We start from the raw sequence: 20,293 nt of genomic DNA, 5'->3' as shown, positions 1-20,293 counted from the left end.
TCCCCCCCCCCCCGACCTTCCGCGGGGTTTGGTCGGGCCACCACCCGCCCTCGCCCGCGGGCCCATACTGGGGCGGGCGGGGCCGCCAACCCCCCGGCCATGACGATGCGGAGGGATATTGTGAGATCACTTGTAATTGCGGCCATAGCCATAACCATAGTGTCGTCAGCCCACGCCCAATCGCTTCCCGGCGGTTTCGTCTATTTGCACGATATCGACCCCAGCATCATCCAGGACATCCGCTATGCCACCTCGAACAATTTCGTCGGCCGTCCGCTCGCCGGCTACGGCGCGGGCGAATGCGTGGTGAAGCGGGAGGTTGGGCTGCGGCTGAAGGCGGTCCAGCAGGAACTGGCGGCGCAAAATCTCTCGCTGAAAATGTTCGACTGCTACCGGCCGGCGCGGGCCTCGCTCGACATGGTCAGGTGGTCGCAGAACGGCCACGAGACGGCCGCCGAGCGGCGCTACAATCCCAAAATTCCCAAGACCGAGCTGTTCCGCCTCGGCTACATCGCAAGCCGCTCGCAGCATTCGACGGGCGCGGCGCTCGATCTCACGCTGGTCGATCTCAAGGCGGACAATTCAGGCAAATACGACCCGTCAAAGTCCTACGCTGATTGCACGGCGCCGGTCGAGGCGCGATTGCCGGAGGGCAGCGTCGACATGGGCACGGGCTATGACTGCACCGACGTGAAAGGGCACACCGCCGCATCGACGATCAGTCCGGATCAGCGCGCCTGGCGCAAGCGGCTGGTGGCTGCGATGGCGAGGCAAGGCTTTGTGAACTATGCGAAGGAGTGGTGGCACTTTTCGCTGCCGGGAGCGGGCGGTGCGCCGTATGATTTCCCGATCCAGCCGCGGCGGAACTGATTCCGCGCCGAGGACACGAGATGACCCAGCCCAGCTTCGCGACCCACGAGGTCTTCAACCAGTCACCGCCGTTCGAGGACGTCGATCTCTTCGCCGCGGACCAGCCGCTGGTCGCGGCGGTCAGGGTCAATGGCGCTGCGGCGGCGGAACCGGAGCTCTCGGAGTCTGGCAAGCATTGGGGCTCGGCTGCGATGGCCGATCGGGGACGCGTCGCGAACGAGAACACGCCGAAGCTGCGCACCTTCGATGCCAAGGGCAATCGGCGCGACCAGGTCGAGTTTCATCCGGCCTATCACGAACTGATGGCCCGCAGCGCCCGTGCCGGCGTGCACAATTCGACTTGGACCGCGGATGGAAGACCCGCGGGCGATGCCGCCGAGGTGGTCCGCGCGGCGAAATTCTACATGGCCTCGCAGGTCGAGACCGGCCATCTCTGCCCGATCACGATGACGCGCGCCTCCGTGGCGGCGCTGGCGATGCAGCCTGATCTGCTCGCCAAGGTGATGCCGGTGCTGTCGACGAAAAGCTACGATCCCACCTTCGCGCCGTGGTGGGAGAAGCGCGGTATGACGCTCGGCATGGGCATGACCGAGAAGCAGGGCGGTACCGACGTGCGCGCCAACATGACGCGCGCGGTGCGCGACGGAGGCGCCTACCGCATCACCGGCCACAAATGGTTCATGTCGGCGCCGATGTGCGATGCCTTCCTGGTGCTCGCGCAGGCGGACCAGGGACTGACCTGTTTCTTCATGCCGCGCTTCGCGCCGGGCGGTTCGGTGAACGCGATCCAGTTCCAGCGGCTGAAGGACAAGCTCGGCAACCGCTCCAACGCGTCATCCGAGGTCGAGTTCGTCGGTGCCTATGCGGAAGCCGTCGGCGATGAGGGCAAGGGCATCCGTACCATCATCCAGATGGTGCAACTGACGCGGCAGGATTGCGCGATCGCCTCGGTCGGCCTGATGCGCTCGGGGCTCGCCCACGCGCTGCATCACACCCGGCACCGCAGCGTGTTCCAGAGACATCTCGCCGATCAGCCGCTGATGCAGGCGGTACTCTCGGACATGGCGCTGCATGTGGAGGCGAGCACGGCTGTGGTGATGCGGCTCTGCCGCGCCTTCGATCGGACGCCGCTCGATCCGGCGGAGGCCGCCTACATGCGGCTGCTGACGCCTGCGATCAAATACTGGACCTGCAAGAGCGCGCCGCCGTTTCTCTACGAAGCCATGGAATGCCTCGGCGGCAACGGCTATGTCGAGGACGGCATTCTGGCGCGGCACTACCGGGAGTCGCCGGTCAACGCGATCTGGGAGGGCTCGGGCAACGTCATGTGTCTCGACGTGCTGCGCGCGCTCTCGCGCGAGCCGGAGGCAGCGATGTCGGTCCTGCAAGCGCTTGCTGCCGAGACCAAAAGTCTGCCAGGGGCAGGCGAGACGGCGGGATTCATCGGCAAGACCTTCGGCCGCCCGGATGGCGAGCGCGTAGCGCGCCTTGCGGTCGAGAAGCTGGCGCTGCTTGCGGCCGCCGCCGCGCTCAACGGCGTGTCACCGCGTCAAGCAGAACTGTTCGCGGCCACGCGCCTCGCCACGAACCACGCCAGCATGTACGGCGCGGTCGAGCTCGAGAGCGGCGACGTGCGCACGCTGCTGGAGCGGGCGCTGCCGTGAGCCTGCCAAACGAAAGCCTCCTGATGGACTCCCTCAATCCCGATCTGCCGCCGCTCACCGATACGCCGGCGCCGCCGCGAGTCTGGAAGTTCTGGGGCACGGCGCTGTGGGGCATCGCCATCTTCGCAGCCATGTTCGTCGGGCAGATCGGGGCCATCGTCTATCTGGTCTGGGTCGCCCGTGACCCAATCGACCTCGCATCGATGCAGCACATCGGTCGCGAGCCGGCGTCGCTCGCGTTTTCGGTCACGATGGGCCTGCCGGCGACGCTGGCCGCCGTGTGGCTGGCCATCCGCATCAAGAAGGCCTCCTTCGTCGACTATCTCGCCTTCTATTGGCCGTCCTGGAAGCAACTCCTGTTCGGCGCCGTCGGGCTGATCCTGATCGTGGTCGCCTGGGAGACGATGTCGCGGAGTCTGGGCCGCGAGGCGACGCCGGGCTTCATGACCGACCTGTTGAAATCCGGTCGCGACAAGGGCGCGGCGCTGATGCTGCTGTTCGCCTTCAGCGTGGCAGCGCCGATGTCCGAAGAGGTCCTCGCCCGCGGCTTTCTGTTTCGCGGCTGGTCGGCGAGCTTCCTGCGCGTGCCCGGCGCCATCATCCTGTCGTCGCTGGTGTGGACGGTCGTGCATCTGCAATACGACCTGTACTTCCTCGCCGAGGTCTTCTCCATCGGCCTGTGGTTCGGCTACATGCGCTACCGCAGCAGCTCGCTCTGGCTCACGATCGTGCTGCACGCGCTGAACAATCTGACGGCAGTGGTGCTGACGATGTGGCTCGGGAGTTAGGCCACCAGCGCGATCGCGATCGGCATCGTGATCGCCGCCAAAATCGTCTGCAGCGTGATGATCTGCGCCAGCAGCGGGGCATCGCCGCCCATCTGGCGGGCCAGCACATAGGCGCTGGTGGAGGTCGGCACCGCGGCGCAGATCGCGACGATCGCGAGGCTGTCGCCGGATAGTCCGAACCAGACGGCGAGCACCAGCGCGACCACGGGCATCAGCACCAGCTTGAACACCACGCCGATAGCCGCGCCCGCGCTGGGACGGAGCAGGCCTTCAAGATGCAGTCCGGCGCCGGTGACGAGCAGGCCGATGGCGAGCGAGGAGCGGCCGAGTGCGTCCGCCACCTCATGCCAGATCTTCGGCAATGGCAGGTGGATGACGTTGACGACGAGCCCGATCACGCAGGCCCAGATCAGGGGATTGCGGACAACCGTCATGACAACGGTGCGCGCGGATTGCTTCTTCGGCGCTGCGTAGTGCGCGAGCACCGCGACGCTGAGGACGTTGACCAGCGGAATGATTGCCACCATCGCGACGGAGGCGAGCGCCAGCCCGACCTCGCCGAACATATTGGCGGAGACGGACAGCGCCACATAGGTCTGCCAGCGGATCGCGCCCTGGAAGATCGAGGTGAAGGCGGGGCCGTCGATATCGAGCCGCGACAGGGCGGGGCGGAGCGCGAGGCAGAGCAGCGACATCGCGAGCGCCGACAGCAGCAGCGCGCCGCCGACGCCTGCGACCGGGACCTTGGACAGGTCGGCCTTCACCAGCGTCTGGATCAGCAGCATCGGAAACAGCACGAAATAGGTCAGCCGCTCAAGCCCGTTCCATTGCGTATCGAGCCGCATCAGGGTGCGCTTCAGCACCACGCCGAGCACGATCAGGATAAAGACGGGGAGGAGCGCCGCGATCACGACCGCCATGGATCAGTCAGGCCCCGGGGCTGCGCGCAGATTGGCGAGGCGGTCGAGCGCGCCTTGCAGGATGAAGATCGCGGCGTGCTCGTCGATCACTTCGGCGCGCTTGGCGCGGCTGACGTCCATGCCGATCAGTTCGCGCTCGACAGCGGCGGTCGACAGACGCTCGTCCCAGAGGCCGATGGGCAGCGCGGTCAGGCCGGCGAGGTTGCGGGCAAACGCCCGGGTCGATTGCGCGCGCGGGCCCTCGCTGCCGTCCATGTTGATGGGCAGGCCGAGCACGAAGCCGACGGCCTTGCGTTCACTGGCGATCGCGAGCAGCCGGGCGGCATCCTGCTTGAACGCCTTGCGCTGGATCGTTTCGACGCCGGTAGCTAACCGGCGGTCTGGATTGGAGACGGCAACGCCAATTGTCTTGGTGCCGAGATCAAGGCCGACCAACCCGCCGCGTTCGGGCCAGTGGGTTGCAGCATCGACGAGAGGCAGGATAAGAGCCGGCATGGTGTTAGCGCATATCACGCGTCGCGCTACGGAGTGAACCCGGAACATGGATGCGCTGACATTATTCGGCTTGTTCGCCGTGACAGCGATGCTGGTCGCTTACGCCCTGGAAGACCGCAGCCACTGGTTCGTGCTGATGTTCGCAATGGCCTGCGTGCTCGGTTCGGCTTACGGCTTCCTGCAAGGGGCCTGGCCGTTTGGCGTGGTCGAGGCGATCTGGGCCGTCGTGGCGCTGCGGCGCTGGCATCTCAGGCCGCGATGACGTCGTCGTCTTGCTTCAGGCAGGCGGCAAACCCGTTCAGTGCACTGGTTTGATGTCCGGCACGACGCTGGATGAAGAGCGTCTCGACCTGCGCGTGCGAATGGCTCAGCGCGTGGATCGAGACGCTGCCGTTGATCGCACTGCGTTCGACCACGGCGCGCGGCAGCAGTGTCACGCCCATGTCGGCGGCGACACAGCCGATCATGCCGTCGAGCGTGCCGAGTTCGAAGCGTGCGGCTGACGGCCAGCCGAACTCGACAAAGATTTGTTCCAGCCGCTGCCGGTAGGTGCAGCCCGTGCGGAACGTCAGTGCGGTCGGGCCCGAGTCCGGCGTGCCGGCGCGCAGCTCGGCGAGCGTGGCCCAGCGCCGCGCACTGACCAGCACCAGCTCTTCGCGGAACGCGCTTGTCGCGGTAAGATCGGAATGCACGATCGGACCTGCGACGAAGGCGCCGTCGAGCGTGCCTTCGAGCACGCAGGCGACGAGGTCGGCGGTGGGCGCGGTGCGCAGGCTCAGCCGGACGGCGGGAAAGCGGCGATGATAATCGGCCAACAGCGGCGGCAGCCGCACCGCTGCGGTCGTTTCCATCGAGCCGATCGCGAGCGGTCCCTTGGGCTCGCCGTCGTCGCAGGCCGCGAGCACGGCCTCGCGCGCTAGTGCGGACATCCGTTGCGCGTAAGGCAAAAGGCGCTTGCCCGCGCCGGTCAGGGTCATGCCGCGGCTATGGCGTTCGAACAGCGGCGTGCCGATCTCGGCTTCCAGTGCCTTCACGCGCTGGGTGACGTTCGACTGCACCGTGTTGAGCTCTTCGGCCGCGCGGGTGATGCCCCCGGTCCGGGCGACGGCGGCGAAGGTCTGGATGTCGCTGAGTTCCATAACATCGTTTCGCTTTTGAGATGGTAGCGTTCGTTAGAATTCAATTTTAGAGAATGGTATTCTGAACTAATGTTTGTGTCGAGAGCGGAGGAGCCATGCCGATCACCACGCCGCTGACCCAGCTCCTGGGGATCAAACATCCGATCCTGCTGGCTCCAATGGACACGATCGCCGGCAGCCGGCTGACACGGGCTGTCAGCGAGGCCGGCGGCTTCGGGATCCTGGGTGGTGGCTACGGCGATCAGGAACGGCTCGAGGCCGAGACCAGGCAACTAAGCGGCTTTGCTTCGTTCGGTATCGGCTTCATCACGTGGAGCCTGGCAAGACAGCCAAGACTTCTCGACATCGCACTCGACGCCAATCCGCATGCGATCATGCTGTCATTCGGCGATCCCGCACCATTTGCAGCGCGCATCAGGGCGTGCGGGGCGCGCTTGATCTGCCAGGTGCAGAGCGAGGACATGGCGAAGCAAGCGCTCGATGCCGGTGCGGACATCCTGATCGCGCAGGGTACCGAAGCCGGCGGCCACGGCGCATCGCGCACAACCGTCGATATCGTACCTGCGATCGTCGATCTCACGGCCGGCCGCGTGCCGGTGGTTGCCGCCGGCGGAATTGCCGATGGTCGCGGGCTCGCCGCGATGATGATGCTGGGCGCCTCCGGCGTGCTGATCGGCACGCGCTTCTATGCGAGCGTGGAGGCCAATGGCGCGGAGGAAGCCAAGCAGCGCATTCGCGACGCTGATCCCAATGACACGGTGCGCGGCGTCATCGTCGACTGGTCACGCAGCCTGTTCTGGCCGGCCCCGTTCACCGCGCGAACGCTGGTCAACGATCATATCAGGCGCTGGACCGGCCGCGAGGTCGAGCTGATGCAGCGCGCCGCCGAGGTGACCGTCGAATTTGCCGCGGCAAGGGCCGCGGGCAATTTCGAGGTCGCCGCGGTCTTTGCCGGCGAGGCCGTCGGCCTGATCCATGATATTCCGTCCGCCGCCGAAATCGTCGAACGGATCGCGACCGAGGCCGAGCAACTGCTAGCCGGCCGGCGTAATTCCAGCGTGTCCGCCTAAACTGCGAGAGAACAACCATGTGGCCGAACCGTCGATTGATCGATCTCTTCAAGACCGAATTCCCGATCGTGCTGGCGCCGATGGCCGGCGTGATGGACGCGGAGCTGGTGATCGCCGTTGCGCAAGGCGGGGGCCTCGGCTCGCTGCCGAGCGCGATGCTGTCGCCGGAGAAAGCGCGCGAGCAGGTCAACATCATCCGGCAGCGCGTCTCCGCGCCGGTCAACATGAACTTCTTCTGCCACACACCGGTCGAGCTCACGGCCGAGGCGGAGACGCGCTGGAAGCAGCGCCTCGCGGGCTACTACCGCGAGCATGGCCTCGATCCCGCCGCACCCATCAATGCCGCGAACCGCGCGCCGTTCGACGCCGGCTTCTGCGAGGTCGTGGAGGAGCTGAAGCCCGAGATCGTCAGCTTCCACTTCGGCCTGCCGGAGGCCGCGCTGCTCAAGCGGGTCAAAGCGGCAGGATGTCTCGTCATCTCCTCGGCGACGACGGCGAAGGAAGCGGTCTGGCTCGAGCAGCACGGCGCTGATGCGGTGATCGCACAAGGCGCGGAGGCTGGCGGCCATCGCGGCATGTTCCTGACCGACAAGATCTCGGAACAGCCCGGCACCTTTGCGCTGGTGCCGCAGGTGGTCGACGCGGTGAAGGTCCCGGTGATTGCGGCCGGCGGCGTCGCGGATGGCCGCGGCATCGCGGCGGCGTTCGCGCTCGGCGCATCCGGCGTGCAGATCGGAAGCGCCTATCTGCGCTGTCCGGAATCCAAGGTCAGTGCGGCGGCCCGCGCGGCGCTCGCTGAGGGGCGGGATGATTCCACTGTCATCACCAATGTCATGACCGGGCGGCCGGCGCGCGGCGTCCAGAACCGCCTGATGCGCGAGGCCGGCCCTATTTCGCCGGACGCGCCGCCATTTCCCCATGCCGCAACGGCGCTGGGACCGCTGAAGGCGGCGGCGGAGAAGCAGGGCAGGGTCGATTTCACCAATCTCTGGGCCGGGCAGGCCATCGCCCTCGGCCGCGAGGTCCCGGCAGCCGAATTGACCCGCGATCTCGCCAAATCGGCGCTTGCCCGGATGAAGGCGCTGGGCGGATAGGTCCGTAAAGCGCGATGAGCTTCGCGTGAAGCCTCATCGTGCTTTAGGTTCTTGTTTGCGCATGATCTTTTCGGAAAACCGCTTCACACTTTTCCGGATCATGCGCTGGTGCCGGTTGCGGCGCAAAAGCGGCCTCTGCTATACGGCACATAGGTTTTTGCCGTGAGAGGCCTTATATAATGTCCGTCGACGCCGCTACCGTCCGCCGCATCGCGCATCTGGCGCGCATTGCGGTTTCCGAGGGCGAGGTTCCGCATCTGCAGGGCGAGCTCAACGCCATGCTCGCCTTTGTCGAGCAGCTCTCGGAGGTCAATGTCGAGGGCGTGGAGCCCATGACCTCGGTCACCCCGATGCAGATGAAGAAGCGGCAGGATGTGGTCAATGACGGCGAGATCGCCGACGATATCGTTGCCAACGCGCCTGCGACCGAAGGCCACTTCTTTCTGGTGCCGAAGGTTGTTGAGTAATTTACGTAGCGTTTTCGAGCGAAGTGGAAGCCGGTTCGCGTAAAGAAAACGCGTCAAAAGAGTCTCAGGACGAAGTCCGATGTGCATGCTTTGCGACGACGAGAAGGCCTATCAGGCTTACATGAACTATCTCGACAAGATGGAGCGGCAGGGCAAGGCTGCCGACCCCAACGTCGCCGTCAATGCCGTGCTCGACGAGATCGAGGCGGCTGCGAAAGCGGCCGCCAAGAAAGACGACCCGGCCAACGACAAATCCCTGTCTCCGTTCTTCTGCAGCCCGATTAATAAATGACCGATTTGACATCGCTGACGCTCGCGGAGGCCCGCAAGGGCCTCGCGGCAAAGACTTTCACGTCCCTCGAGCTGACCGACGCGCATCTGAACGCGATCGAAGCCGCCCGCGTGCTCAATGCTTTCGTCATGGAGACGCCCGACCGCGCGCGCGACATGGCGAAGGCCGTCGACGAGAAAATCGCCAAGGGTGACGCGGGGCCGCTCGCCGGCATTCCGCTCGGGATCAAGGACCTGTTCGCGACCAAGGGCGTGCGCACCACGGCGTGCTCGAAAATCCTCGGCAACTTCGTGCCGACTTACGAGTCCACGATCACCTCGCAGCTGTGGCGCGATGGCGCGGTGATGCTGGGCAAGCTCAACAATGATGAGTTCGCGATGGGCTCGTCGAACGAGACCTCGTGCTTCGGCCCGGTCGGCAATCCCTGGCGGCGTGATGGCTCCAACACGACGCTGGTGCCGGGCGGCTCGTCTGGCGGCTCGGCCTCCGCCGTGGCGGCTCTGCTCTGCATGGGCGCGACCGCGACCGACACCGGCGGCTCGATCCGCCAGCCGGCGGCGTTCACCGCGACCGTCGGCATCAAGCCAACCTATGGCCGCTGCTCGCGCTGGGGCATCGTCGCCTTTGCCTCCTCGCTTGACCAGGCTGGTCCGATCGCGCGCAGCACGCACGATGCCGCGATGCTGCTGCGCTCGATGGCTGGCCACGATCCCAAGGACACGACCTCGGTCGATATGGCTGTGCCGGACTACGAGGCCGCGATCGGCAAGTCCGTGAAGGGCATGAAGATCGGCATTCCCAAGGAATACCGTCTCGACGGCATGCCGGCCGAGATCGAAAAGCTTTGGGAAGCGGGCGCGGCCTGGCTGAAAGCGGCCGGCGCCGAGCTCGTCGAAGTGTCACTGCCGCACACCAAATACGCGCTGTCGGCCTATTACATCGTGGCGCCGGCGGAGGCGTCCTCCAATCTCGCGCGCTACGACGGCGTGCGCTTCGGCCTGCGCGAGCAGGGCCGGAACATCAACGAACTCTACGAGAACACCCGTGCAGAAGGTTTTGGCGCGGAGGTGAAGCGCCGCGTCATGATCGGCACCTACGTGCTCTCGGCCGGCTATTACGACGCCTATTATTTGCGCGCCCAGAAGGTGCGCACGCTGATCAAGAAGGACTTTGAGGATTGCTTCGCCAAGGGCGTCGACGCGATCCTGACGCCGGCGACGCCGTCGGCGGCCTTCGGCATCGGCGAGAAAGGCGGCGCGGACCCGGTCGAGATGTACCTCAACGACATCTTCACGGTGACCGTGAACATGGCGGGACTGCCCGGAATCGCCGTGCCCGCCGGCAAGGACGCGCAGGGCCTGCCGCTCGGCCTGCAGCTGATCGGCCGTCCCTTCGACGAGGAGACGCTGTTCTCGCTCGGCGAGGTGATCGAGCAGGCCGCCGGCCGCTTCACGCCGGCGAAATGGTGGTGAAGATGGCGGCGTATATCGCCAGCCTCGACGGCGCCGCGCCGGCGCCGGACCTCAGCGCTCCACTTGCCGCACTGTGGTGGGCCGCCAAGGGCGACTGGGACCAGGCGCACAAGATCGTACAGGACGAGAGCGGCCGCGAGGCCGCCTGGGTGCACGCCTACCTGCATCGCGTCGAGGGCGACCTCGGCAATGCCGGCTATTGGTATCGCCAGGCTGGCCAGCCCGTGGCAACGGATTCATTACAGGCAGAGTGGGAGCGGATCGCTGTCACGCTGCTCGGGAGCAAGCCATGAACGCACCTGCCGCACCCCACAAACTTCTCAAGGGCTCAACCGGTGACTGGGAGATGGTCATCGGCCTGGAGGTCCACGCTCAGGTGACGTCGAACGCGAAGCTGTTCTCCGGCGCCCCCACCGCATTCGGCGGCGAGCCGAACTCGCACGTGTCGCTGGTCGACGCGGCGATGCCGGGCATGCTGCCTGTGATCAACGAGGAATGCGTCAGACAGGCTGTCCGGACCGGCCTCGGGTTGAACGCGCAGATCAATCTGCGCTCGGTGTTCGACCGCAAGAACTATTTCTATCCAGACTCGCCGCAGGGCTACCAGATCAGCCAGTACAAGTCGCCGATCGTCGGCGAAGGCGAGGTCGTGGTCGAACTGGACGGCGGCAAGACCGCCACCATCGGCATCGAGCGGCTGCATCTGGAACAGGATGCCGGCAAATTGCTGCACGATCAGTCGCCGACCATGTCCTATGTCGATCTCAACCGCTGCGGCGTGGCGCTGATGGAGATCGTGTCGAAACCCGACATCCGCGATGCCGAGCAGGCCAAGGCCTATGTGACCAAGCTGCGCTCGATCCTGCGCTATCTCGGCACCTGCGACGGCGACATGGAGAAGGGATCCTTGCGCGCCGACGTCAACGTCTCCGTGCGCAAGCCCGGCGCGCCGCTCGGCACCCGCTGCGAGATCAAGAACATGAACTCGATCAATTTCATCGGCCAGGCGATCGAGTACGAGGCCCGGCGCCAAATCGAAATCCTCGAGGACGGTGGCGCGATCGACCAGGAGACCCGGCTCTACGACCCCAACAAGGGCGAGACGCGGTCGATGCGGTCCAAGGAAGAGGCGCACGACTATCGCTACTTCCCCGATCCCGACCTGCTGCCGCTGGAGTTCTCGCAAAGCTTCGTCGACGAGCTGAAGGCTGAGCTGCCCGAGCTGCCGGACCAGAAGAAGACGCGCTTCGTCGCGGATCTCGGCCTGTCGGCTTACGACGCCAGCGTGCTGGTCGCCGAGCGCGAGAGCGCGGTGTTCTACGAGACCGTGCTGGGGAAGCTCGCCAACCGCGCGCGCGACGGCAAGGTCGCCGCGAACTGGGTCATCAACGAGCTGTTCGGTCGTCTCAACAAGGAAGGCCGGGATATTACGGACTCTCCGGTCGATGCCGCTCAGCTCTCAGGGATCATCGACCTGATCGGCGAGGGTACGATCTCCGGCAAGATCGCCAAGGATCTGTTCGAGATCGTCTGGCAGGAGGGCGGCGATCCCCGCGCACTGGTCGAAAGCCGCGGCATGAAGCAGGTCACGGATCTTTCGGCGATCGAAAAGGTTGTCGACGACATCATCGCGGCCAATCCCGACAAGGCGGCGCAGGTCAAGGACAAGCCGCAGTCACTCGGCTGGTTCGTCGGCCAGGTGATGAAGGCATCCGGCGGCAAGGCCAACCCGCAGAGCGTCAACGAGTTGCTCAAGTCCAAGCTCGGCATCTGACCTCGTACGTTCGAACGAGGTGACGGACAGGCGTCGTCACCTCGCTTTCGGTTCGCGATGCGACGCTCGCGCGCATCCTCTGCGACGAACTTCATCCCGATCGAATGCGATACGCCGACCGAATCGCCGTCACGCGATTCGCGCAAAACGGCGACTTGCACGCGCTCTGACGAGCGCTCGAGCCGTTAATCATGAAAATATTTTCGTTGCCAAAAGTCGCGACTCAGAGTCCGCGAAGCGCCTTCGCGAGGCGCTCGCGCGATCGGCAGGATGCATCATTGCAACGATCGCGCGCGATGCACGCGTGCAAGAAAATACTTGCTGCATAGTGTTTTTCTACAATCCCATCTTTTGCAAACGTCGATGCCGAGGGCACTCTCTGCGATCGCAAGCACACCTCATGCAGTCCGTTTGCATCGCGTTCGCCAGCGCAGGCGCGTTTCGCCGTCAACACTTCTTTAAGCGAGACGCTGTTTTTTTCGTTGTGTTGGTGTATTCGGGATGAGTGTGCACTCGATCCCCGACTGCATGCAGCGATTAAGCCATCTCACACATCGGAGGGCAACATGGCCAAGAAAGCTAAGAAGGCAAAGAAGGCGAAGAAGGCGAAGAGCGCAGTGAAGAAGACTGCGAAGAAGACCCGCAAGGTCGCCAAGAAGAAGTAACTTCGCTTTTTGAAGTTGCCGGCTCCTAGAGAGCCGGCACGTCATCAGCGCCTCTCAAAAGGTTCTGGTCGACGATAGAGGGTGTCGGCGAGACATCAGGTCAACGGTCGGATCGTTCTCTTCGCGGGTTCGCTCGCTAAGCCCGGTCCGGCAGAAGAAACAAGTTTTCTTCGTTCGGTGCGGCTCTCCGTAAAGGGGCTCCGCAATTTCACAGGCGGCCTTCGGGCCAACGTGGAATCTGGTCCTGACGTGTTCGCCGACGCCCTCGTTCTCATGAGGCCGGGGTATTGCCGGCATTCCCATATCCCGACATTGCTGATCTGACCGCGATGTGGCCGTTCTGCCCTTGAGCAGTCAGGGCTCTCGCATATGACGTCTCAGCGGCACCTGGGCGAGCGCCTCGTCCTTCGCGACGATCGCTTCGCGAGTTCCTCGGGATGAGGCTCGGCTGCATCCATCTGCGTTGATGCTGCCGCATCCTCATCCCTCATCCTGAGGGCCCGCCGCAGGCGGGCGTCTCGAAGGATGGCCGCAGTCGAGCTTGCAGCCATATGTTTCTTCATATGCGCGCCCTGCTTGTGCAGGGAGGCTGCCGCGCCATCGCAGGCTGTTCGCGCGCCGCTTCTCGTGAACAATTGCTGTCTCTGGAATACGGTGACGACAGCAGGCGGGGACACCACAGGACGCGCCTCACCGTGCGCAATGGTTATCGTTCTCCCAAAATCCCAAGGTAAACCGAATCTGACGAATTGCAGAAGTCCCTGCAAAATAGGGATTTCCTGCATTTGTCGTGCGCGCCTGGCGTGGGCGCGTTTACGTCTGCTTCATCGCGATACTTAAACTGCCATTCAAATTTGCCCGCCATCATTACCTCCAACAAGCCGGCAAACGGCACGAGCAAAAAGCCTCGGGGATGAGTTGAACAGTTGATTGGACGGGAGCCGCGCTCGGGGGACGAGGCGGCATAAGAAAAAAGGGGATGCGTTATGTTTCAGGGTACTTTCGATCTGGAGACCGCGACGCCGATCGACGCAGGCGCGCTGTCGGACGTGCTGTTCGAGCGCGGCCTCTATTGGGCGAGCGGACGCTCCGGTCTCGTCGATCTCGTCGCCGCGCACAAATGGTTCAACCTCGCCGCGCTCAAGGGCCGCAAGGATGCCGTGACGCTGCGCCAGGAAGTCGCCGGACAGATGTCGGACGCCGACATCTCGGCCGCGCAACGCGAGGCGAGGGCCTGGGTCTCCGCCCACTGAGCGGTGAATCACGTCCCGGCGGTCGTTTCGCAGGCGAACCTGATTTTCGCTCATCGGGTTCCCTCGTGGTCCGCCGTCCGGATTCGGAGCGGCGTGAGCGATCCCGACGAGATGACTGGGCGCAGATCAGAGGCGGCGGATTCAGATCGCGCCCTTGCACTATGATCTGGGATACTTCGACCCGGAGCAGAAAACCCTGCAACCTCTCGACAACCCGTTCGGCACGAGGCTGTCACCCATGTCTTAGGTACGTTCCGTTACCCATGTCTTCGGGCCGGACAGCTGCGGAGTGGCGGAGAGGGAGGGATTCGAACCCTCGATACAGCTTGAGACCGTATGACGCTTTAGCAAAGCGTTGCCTTCAGCCACTCGGCCACCTCTCCGGTGCGAGCCTTATGCATCTAATTACTTGGGCTGGTCAATTTGGAAGCGTGTGTTTTTGCTCGAATATTCCCAGCGAATTCCGAAACCAGGCGGTTTGCTCTCGGGCCGAGAACGTAACGCCGCGATAACGGACGCCAAGCTGAGGTTCTGGCGCTTGTATTAAGAGTGGTTCTGGCGCGGACAACGGCTCCCTTCATCCATATAAACGATTGATTTTGCTTTCAAATTGGATCGGATGGCCCGCGTGTGGGACGACTGCCTTCGTCGCCGACCGCCTCATCAGTGATTCATTTGCAAGCGATTGATTTGATTGTCTCTTTCCGTGATTCGCCACAAACTATGAGCGGTGATTGCCCTCAGATCGGCCGACGGGGCTGCGGGAAGGGCGCTCTCACTATTAGCCGGGATAACTCGCTCGCCGGCCGAGGATCTGCCCCGTCGCGCCAGGCGTCGCCGCAATCAGGGAGGGCCTTGTCTGGCGATTTCTCTTTCCGTGGAAACGGCCCTTGGAAATCAAAGCAGGGACGATCTGGCACGCTGTTTCATTCTTCAACTGTCAGGACTCCGCCGCTACGGATCTCATCTTACAATAGTCAGGACGTAGAGCATCCAGCTGGGTAGCTCACTGCGAGATCGATAGGCAATATCCCGATCGCTTCGAGACGTACGCGTTTTCAATCGGTCCTGACGACAACAGCGATCTCCGCAAGCGGCTCGAAAAGTCGTTTCATCGCTTTGTTGATTGCGAGCACAAGCGCGACGGTGAAGTCCTGAAAGCGATCGACGATGCGCAGATCGATATTTTGTCGATCTTGCAGCCGCTTGATGGTCAGGCCAGCCAGTTCCCGAAGGACTGGCGCACGGCGAGTCCCTGGTTGATTCCACGATTCGGGCGCCCCAGACCCACAGCGAGGCGTCTCCACGGATGTGAGGGGCTGGCGCCGGAACTTTTGATGGCAGATGAAGATCAGCAGATTCAAAGTGTTGCAAAGTCGCCCTGATCACATCTGCGTGTTATTTGTGCAACACCCGCTGGAAAACACGCTCGATTGGCCGGTTCTGAAGCGTTCTGTTGTTGTGTGTGCAAGGGGGTTCGGTAATTGTGACTGAGCGACGGAGATCGCAGTTCGACGCGCCTGGACCAACTATCCCGGCAACAACTTCGACAGCCTCGTCGGCGGTTCCGGCACGGTCACTGGTGTCAATCAGTTCACCTACACCGCTGACTTCGGTCAGGGCGTGACGGCGTCGTTCTCGGCTGAAGATGCGACGGCCTATTACCAGGCCGGCAACCTGAACATGACTGGCGCGACTGCGGCTGGCATGATCGGCGGTGCGTATGGCTCCAACGCCATCGGCGGTTCGCGTTCGCCGAACCTCGTCGGTATGGTCCGTGTCGACCAGGCTTGGGGTCTGTTCCAGGCGTCGGTCGCTGCGCATGACAACCACGTTGCCTACTACGGCGCCACCGAGCCGACTGGCCATCCCGACGACAAGTGGGGTTGGGCTGCTCAGCTCGCTCTGTCGATCAAGAACATCCCGACTGGCGCGGGTGACGTGATCAACATCCAGGGCGTCTACACCGACGGCGCATCCCGCTACAACTTCCAGAACCTGGCGGGCGGCAGCTACTCGATGTTCGGCAGCTCCGGCGTTGCCTACCAGAGCGTCGGCTTCGCCATCGCTCCGGACACCGTGTTCGTGACCGGCAGCGGTCAGGAAGCCGTCAAGACCTGGGGCTTCCGCGGTGCCTACACCCATAACTGGGATCCATACTGGAACACCGCGATCTACGGTGCTTACGCTCAGGCGCAGTACAGCACTCTTGCCAAGACGACCCTCTGCGGCGCTGGCGGTGCTGGCGGCGTGTTCGGCGGCCTGGCGGGCGTGACGGGTTGTAATCCTGACTTCGCCATCGGCCAGGTCGGTGTCATCACCCGCTGGACCCCGGTCAAGAACCTGACGTTCTCGGCCGACCTCTCCTGGACCCATCTGGACCAGAAGTACGCTGGTACGGTTGCTTACGCTGGTGCCGGCACGACGGCCAAGCCGGCCGCCGTGTACGAGCTGAAGGATCAGGACACGCTCGTTCTGCTCCTCCGCGCTCAGCGCAACTGGTAAGTTCGATCTAACGACCTGACAGAGAGCCCCGGCGGGAAACCGCCGGGGCTTTTTTTGCACCAGGCGGACCACGGATCTCCGACATGTTCTGAAGAACGAGTGGAGTGTGGAATGATGAGTAGCTTTGGGTGATCAAGAGCTGGGTTCGGATCGCGCGATCAAGACCACTTCAGCCGCCGCGGCAAGAGGCGGAGTCGCCGGCAGGTCCTTGAGATTCATGGCCACCACGGCGTCCAACGTGGTCTGCCCGTCTCGACCGCAACCAGCGCGAGTCGAGCGGCATAGAGCGGACTAGGCCGCGTCGACGACGTCGGAGTTTAGGCGTGGTGCGACAGCCGTAGAAGCGCCGGCCGATAGGGGGCTTGCGGATCGTCGTCCTCATTCGAGGGAATTGTGCAGGAGCCGAATTCCTGTCTGATCCGCTCGATCTCGGCGATGCGCTCGTGCAGCCGCTGCAGATGCTCCGGGGATTTCGCCCGCCAGAATCGAAATGTGTCGGCGGTGAGCGGGAGGAACGCGGTGCCGAACAGCGTCGGCTCCGGAACGACGGTTCGCCCGAGCAGCAGGAACCGCCCGGCACCGGAGACGACGAGGGTCGCGTAGCCGCGGTTTCCGATCCTCTTGATGCCATTCAGCGACCATTCGGCGAGCTTGCTGAAATAGGGCTCCTCCCGCCAGCGATCGGGGCAATGGTCATCGACGGTAACGTTGACCGCGTCCTGGCTGAAATGCACGATGATGCCCGATTTCGCCGGAAACCAGTCGTCATCCAGATGGCCCTGCAGCCAGGCGCAGACGAAGGACCGGCACATCTGCGGACGGCGCTCGTAGATGGTGCATCCAGTGCCAGTCTGCCAATGCCTGCACAGCTGGTTCACCGGCTTGTCGACGGCCGCCACTTCGAGGATATCGCAGCAGGCATTGCACGAGCCGCATTGCCGGGCTGGCTGGGCTGTCCTCGTCGGGCTGGTTCCGCGAAAACCCTGCCCGTCGCGGACCAGCAGCTTCTGCTTTTCCAGCGCATTCAACGCACGTTCGATTTTGAGACGAGATAGTCCCGTGGCGTCGATCACACCCTTCATCGTCGTCGCGCCTGCCTCTACTGCACGGGCGACGCTCAACATTGCCTGATCCATGTTTGTAGTTCTTTTCTTCTCTTATTGCGGCGCGCCCGATCCGCCCTGCACGATCTTCTCGTTCAGCTTCTCACCGTACGGTCTGGAGCACTCCGGCCCATGTTGATGGCCCCGCCTCAAACGCCGGGAGCTGACCGCGTTACCCCCTCGCGCGGATACCTTGTTATCGGATCGCCGCAAGCGAGTCTCATAGGCACGCCGCTATTCCACGCTGCCGGCGCCACGGCGCAAATCAGCCTCGATCTGCAACCGGGTGCCGCCGCCGAAGCGGGCGCGGTAGACCTGAAGGTTCTCCATGATCCGCTGCACATAGTTGCGCGTCTCGGAGAACGGGATCAGCTCGACCCAGTCGACCGCGTCGACCTTGGGGTCACGCGGATCGCCGTAGCGGTCGATCCACTTCTTCACACTGCCGCGGCCGGCATTGTAAGCGGCGAAGGTCATGATGTAGGAGCCGCGATAGTCTTCGAGCAGTCCACCGAGCTCGGCCGAGCCGAGCGTGGCGTTGTAGGCCGAATCGTTCTTCAGACGCGCCAGATCGTAGGTCCCGCCGTGCCGCTTGCAGACATAGCGTGCAGCGTCCGGCGTCACCTGCATCAGCCCATAGGCCTGCGCCGGCGAGACGACCGAGGGATTGAAGGCGCTCTCCTGCCGCGCGATGGCGTAGATGATGCTGCGCTCGACCTCGGGTCCGATCGGCGTGAATTGCGGAATGCCGTTGACGGGATAGGCATAGAAATCGAACGGCAGCCCGCGATTGAGCGCGGCCTTGCCGAGCAGCAGCATGCCGCGCGCGTCGCTGTGGCGCTGGGTGAGCTCGCCGAGGCCGGCTAGCGCTTCGGGATCGCCGTTCTCGCCCATGTCGGCGAGCAACGGTATCACCATCTCGCGCTCGTCGAGCTCGTAGAGCAGCTGCGCGGCGCGCACGATCTCCAGCCGTTCGGCACCGCGGCTGCGCGGCTGAGCGTTGAGCTCGATCTGCGGCAGGCCGAGCTTGGCGCGTGCGAGCTGGCCGTAATAGCTGGTGGATTGCTCGGCGGCCCGCGCGTAGGCGTTGCGCGCCTCCTGCTGGCGGCCTGCAGCTTCGGCGGCGCGGCCCTGCCAATAGCCGGCGCGCGCCAGCGTGGTCGGATTGACGCTGCCGATCCCGATGCGGGCAAAGTGCTGGGTGGCGGCCGCGGGATCGTTGAGGAAGCGCAGCGCGATCCAGCCGGCGGTGAACTCTTGCTCGGTCTTGTAGATGTCGCGCGAGGGCAGGGCCGCATCGCGCGCGATCAGATAGGCGCTGCGGAATTCCTCGGTGTCGATCATCTTGCGCGCCAGGAGGCGCCGTTCGATCCACCATTCGTCGAGATTGTAGAGTCGGCCCGGATCCTTCGGTGCCGACAGCATGAGCTGGGCGGCTTCCGCAAATTTCTCCTCGCGGCGCAGCAGCTGGATCTTGCTGAAGATGAAGCCCGGATCGCCGTGCAGCTCGCGCGGCACGGCTTCGAGCAGCGCACGAGCGTTCGGCGCTTTCTTGAGTGAGGCGATGCGGGCTTTGGCGAGTGCGACATAGCCGGCCCCGAGGCGCTTTGCAGCCCGCAATGCGGCCTCGTTCTCGCTGCCGTAGAGCAGCGTATCCATCCGCGCCTTCTGATCGCCGGGCGTCAGCAGCGCGCCGAACTGGTCGAGTGCGTTGTTTTCGGTCTCTTCCGACATCGGGTCGCTGCGCCAGGCATCGCGCACCAGACGTTCGGCGTTGGCACGGTCGCCGCGCGCCAGCATCGCCTTGGCGAGCGTGAAGCGGCCCTTGGCGGACACGGGGGATTCGTTCTCGAACCACGACCACGCGACCTGGTCGTCGCGCCTGTCGTCCCACATCGCGGCCTCTAGGCGCCGGCGCAGGAAGGTCTGCGAGGGCCAGCTCGGATTGGCGGACAGGAAGGCGCGGTAGCGCTCCACAGTCGCGCCATTGTCCTCGCTGCGAAGGATGATCCATTCCGCGAGTTTTCGCGCGACCGGATCCGAGATCGTGGCCGCGGCACTGGTGGCGTCGCCCGCCTTGCGCTTGCGCACGAGCTCGATCACGGTCTCCAGCGTGTCCTTGTCGGCTTGCGGCGTCGAGGAGGTCGCAGCAACCGCAGCCGGTGTGACCGGCTTGCGCGGGGCGGCATGCTGGCGGGTCGCCGGAGCCAGGACAGGAGCCGCGACGGGCTTGGCGGAGGCTGGGGCGGTCGGTCTGACGATGGCCGTTGCTGCCGGTGCGGGTGCGGTCTTCGGGACCGAGCCGCCAGCGGCCGGCTGAGGTTTCGGCGCGACAGCCGCAGGCTTCAGCTTGTCCTTCGCAGGTTCCTTGGCTGCGTTCTTGCCAGCATCCTTGCCAGCGTCCTTGGCAGGCTTCTTCGCGGCATCCTTGGCGGGTGGACTGGTCGCGCCCTTGCTTGCGCCCTTGGCGGCGTCCTTCGAAATGTCCTTGCCGGTTCCCTTGGACGCCCCCTTCGCGGTGTCCTTGGCGACTGGCTTTGCGATTTCCTTCGCGGTTTCCTTCACGGTCTCCGCGGTTGTTTCATTGGATTTGGCCCAGGCGGCGCAGCCGGCCGACAGCCCTGCCATCAGGCACACGACCAGACCGATGGATCGCCATGCGGCGCGCGGAAAGGAGATCACGGCGTTTCGTCGCCCCGAATCAGTCAATTGGCTCAAGACC

18 protein-coding genes, 1 tRNA gene and 1 pseudogene are annotated in these 20,293 nt (G+C 64.2%); 13 read left to right on the top strand and 7 right to left on the bottom strand.

Going from position 1 to position 20,293, the window contains the following annotated elements:
- Positions 1–105 precede the first annotated feature (105 nt).
- Genes AC0L23_RS29165 through AC0L23_RS29155 form a run of 3 tightly spaced genes read left to right on the top strand, consistent with a single transcriptional unit; the run spans position 106 to position 3,322 of the window.
- Positions 106–870, top strand: a complete 765-nt coding sequence (locus AC0L23_RS29165; protein WP_425304751.1) for a M15 family metallopeptidase — start codon at positions 106–108, stop codon at positions 868–870.
- A gap of 20 nt (positions 871–890) precedes the next feature.
- On the top strand, positions 891–2,534 hold the full coding sequence (locus AC0L23_RS29160; protein WP_473357619.1) for an acyl-CoA dehydrogenase family protein: 1,644 nt from the start codon (positions 891–893) through the stop codon (positions 2,532–2,534).
- 23 nt (positions 2,535–2,557) lie between these two features.
- Positions 2,558–3,322: a CPBP family intramembrane glutamic endopeptidase gene (locus AC0L23_RS29155; RefSeq protein ID WP_085357368.1), complete on the top strand. Its 765-nt coding sequence runs from the start codon at positions 2,558–2,560 to the stop codon at positions 3,320–3,322.
- On the opposite strand, the gene AC0L23_RS29150 is transcribed toward AC0L23_RS29155, so the two are convergent.
- The gene (locus AC0L23_RS29150) at positions 3,319–4,242 is read right to left on the bottom strand and encodes an AEC family transporter (protein ID WP_085357369.1); all 924 of its coding nucleotides are present in this window, start codon (positions 4,240–4,242) and stop codon (positions 3,319–3,321) included. The two genes, AC0L23_RS29155 and AC0L23_RS29150, sit on opposite strands and share 4 nt — an antisense overlap.
- A gap of 3 nt (positions 4,243–4,245) precedes the next feature.
- Positions 4,246–4,737 carry a Holliday junction resolvase RuvX gene (ruvX, locus tag AC0L23_RS29145; protein WP_007603328.1) on the bottom strand — a complete coding sequence of 164 codons (492 nt, stop codon included), beginning with the start codon at positions 4,735–4,737 and terminating at the stop codon, positions 4,246–4,248.
- A gap of 46 nt (positions 4,738–4,783) precedes the next feature.
- Between ruvX and AC0L23_RS29140 the strand changes: the two genes are divergently transcribed.
- Positions 4,784–4,999: a hypothetical protein gene (locus AC0L23_RS29140; RefSeq protein WP_085357370.1), complete on the top strand. Its 216-nt coding sequence runs from the start codon at positions 4,784–4,786 to the stop codon at positions 4,997–4,999.
- Here AC0L23_RS29140 and AC0L23_RS29135 read toward each other — a convergent pair.
- Complete coding sequence (locus AC0L23_RS29135) at positions 4,986–5,876, bottom strand: LysR family transcriptional regulator (RefSeq protein WP_085357371.1); 891 nt, start codon at positions 5,874–5,876, stop codon at positions 4,986–4,988. The two genes, AC0L23_RS29140 and AC0L23_RS29135, sit on opposite strands and share 14 nt — an antisense overlap.
- Before the next feature lie 95 nt (positions 5,877–5,971).
- Here AC0L23_RS29135 and AC0L23_RS29130 point away from each other — a divergent pair, with 95 nt between their 5' ends.
- From AC0L23_RS29130 to AC0L23_RS29095, 8 genes are all read left to right on the top strand, one after another.
- The gene (locus tag AC0L23_RS29130; protein WP_473357618.1) at positions 5,972–6,946 is read left to right on the top strand and encodes an NAD(P)H-dependent flavin oxidoreductase; all 975 of its coding nucleotides are present in this window, start codon (positions 5,972–5,974) and stop codon (positions 6,944–6,946) included.
- 17 nt (positions 6,947–6,963) lie between these two features.
- Complete coding sequence (locus tag AC0L23_RS29125) at positions 6,964–8,040, top strand: NAD(P)H-dependent flavin oxidoreductase (RefSeq protein ID WP_085357373.1); 1,077 nt, start codon at positions 6,964–6,966, stop codon at positions 8,038–8,040.
- A 179-nt stretch (positions 8,041–8,219) separates the two neighbouring features.
- Positions 8,220–8,507 (top strand): Asp-tRNA(Asn)/Glu-tRNA(Gln) amidotransferase subunit GatC, encoded by a 288-nt coding sequence (gatC, locus tag AC0L23_RS29120; protein WP_007611211.1) that lies wholly within the window; start codon positions 8,220–8,222, stop codon positions 8,505–8,507.
- A 79-nt stretch (positions 8,508–8,586) separates the two neighbouring features.
- Positions 8,587–8,799, top strand: coding sequence for a hypothetical protein (locus AC0L23_RS29115; protein WP_007611210.1), 213 nt, complete (start codon positions 8,587–8,589; stop codon positions 8,797–8,799).
- Positions 8,796–10,271: an Asp-tRNA(Asn)/Glu-tRNA(Gln) amidotransferase subunit GatA gene (gene gatA / locus AC0L23_RS29110; protein WP_473357617.1), complete on the top strand. Its 1,476-nt coding sequence runs from the start codon at positions 8,796–8,798 to the stop codon at positions 10,269–10,271. Before AC0L23_RS29115 ends, gatA begins: the two co-directional genes overlap by 4 nt.
- Positions 10,262–10,564: a hypothetical protein gene (locus tag AC0L23_RS29105; RefSeq protein ID WP_085357375.1), complete on the top strand. Its 303-nt coding sequence runs from the start codon at positions 10,262–10,264 to the stop codon at positions 10,562–10,564. The genes gatA and AC0L23_RS29105 overlap by 10 nt, the downstream gene beginning before the upstream one ends.
- The gene (gatB, locus tag AC0L23_RS29100) at positions 10,561–12,045 is read left to right on the top strand and encodes an Asp-tRNA(Asn)/Glu-tRNA(Gln) amidotransferase subunit GatB (protein ID WP_473357616.1); all 1,485 of its coding nucleotides are present in this window, start codon (positions 10,561–10,563) and stop codon (positions 12,043–12,045) included. Before AC0L23_RS29105 ends, gatB begins: the two co-directional genes overlap by 4 nt.
- Positions 12,046–13,696: 1,651 nt before the next feature.
- Positions 13,697–13,963, top strand: a complete 267-nt coding sequence (locus tag AC0L23_RS29095; protein ID WP_007611206.1) for a hypothetical protein — start codon at positions 13,697–13,699, stop codon at positions 13,961–13,963.
- A 290-nt stretch (positions 13,964–14,253) separates the two neighbouring features.
- On the opposite strand, the gene AC0L23_RS29090 is transcribed toward AC0L23_RS29095, so the two are convergent.
- Together AC0L23_RS29090 and AC0L23_RS29085 are read right to left on the bottom strand one after the other, a co-directional pair.
- Positions 14,254–14,346: transfer RNA gene (locus AC0L23_RS29090), tRNA-Ser, on the bottom strand.
- A gap of 675 nt (positions 14,347–15,021) precedes the next feature.
- Positions 15,022–15,327, bottom strand: a complete 306-nt coding sequence (locus AC0L23_RS29085; RefSeq protein ID WP_473296468.1) for a hypothetical protein — start codon at positions 15,325–15,327, stop codon at positions 15,022–15,024.
- Positions 15,328–15,467: 140 nt separating this feature from the next.
- Here AC0L23_RS29085 and AC0L23_RS29080 point away from each other — a divergent pair.
- Positions 15,468–16,468 (top strand): annotated as a pseudogene (locus AC0L23_RS29080) (porin); the annotation flags it as partial.
- Positions 16,469–16,785: 317 nt separating this feature from the next.
- Here AC0L23_RS29080 and AC0L23_RS29075 read toward each other — a convergent pair.
- Positions 16,786–17,604, bottom strand: a complete 819-nt coding sequence (locus AC0L23_RS29075; RefSeq protein ID WP_026233575.1) for a YkgJ family cysteine cluster protein — start codon at positions 17,602–17,604, stop codon at positions 16,786–16,788.
- A 201-nt stretch (positions 17,605–17,805) separates the two neighbouring features.
- Positions 17,806–20,199: a lytic transglycosylase domain-containing protein gene (locus AC0L23_RS29070; RefSeq protein WP_473357625.1), complete on the bottom strand. Its 2,394-nt coding sequence runs from the start codon at positions 20,197–20,199 to the stop codon at positions 17,806–17,808.
- Positions 20,200–20,293 lie beyond the last annotated feature (94 nt).

The organism is Bradyrhizobium sp. MI1.4 (genome assembly GCF_055811315.1).
The sequence above is the reverse complement of the archived record's forward strand: the minus strand, read 5'-3'. Positions and strand labels throughout refer to the sequence as shown.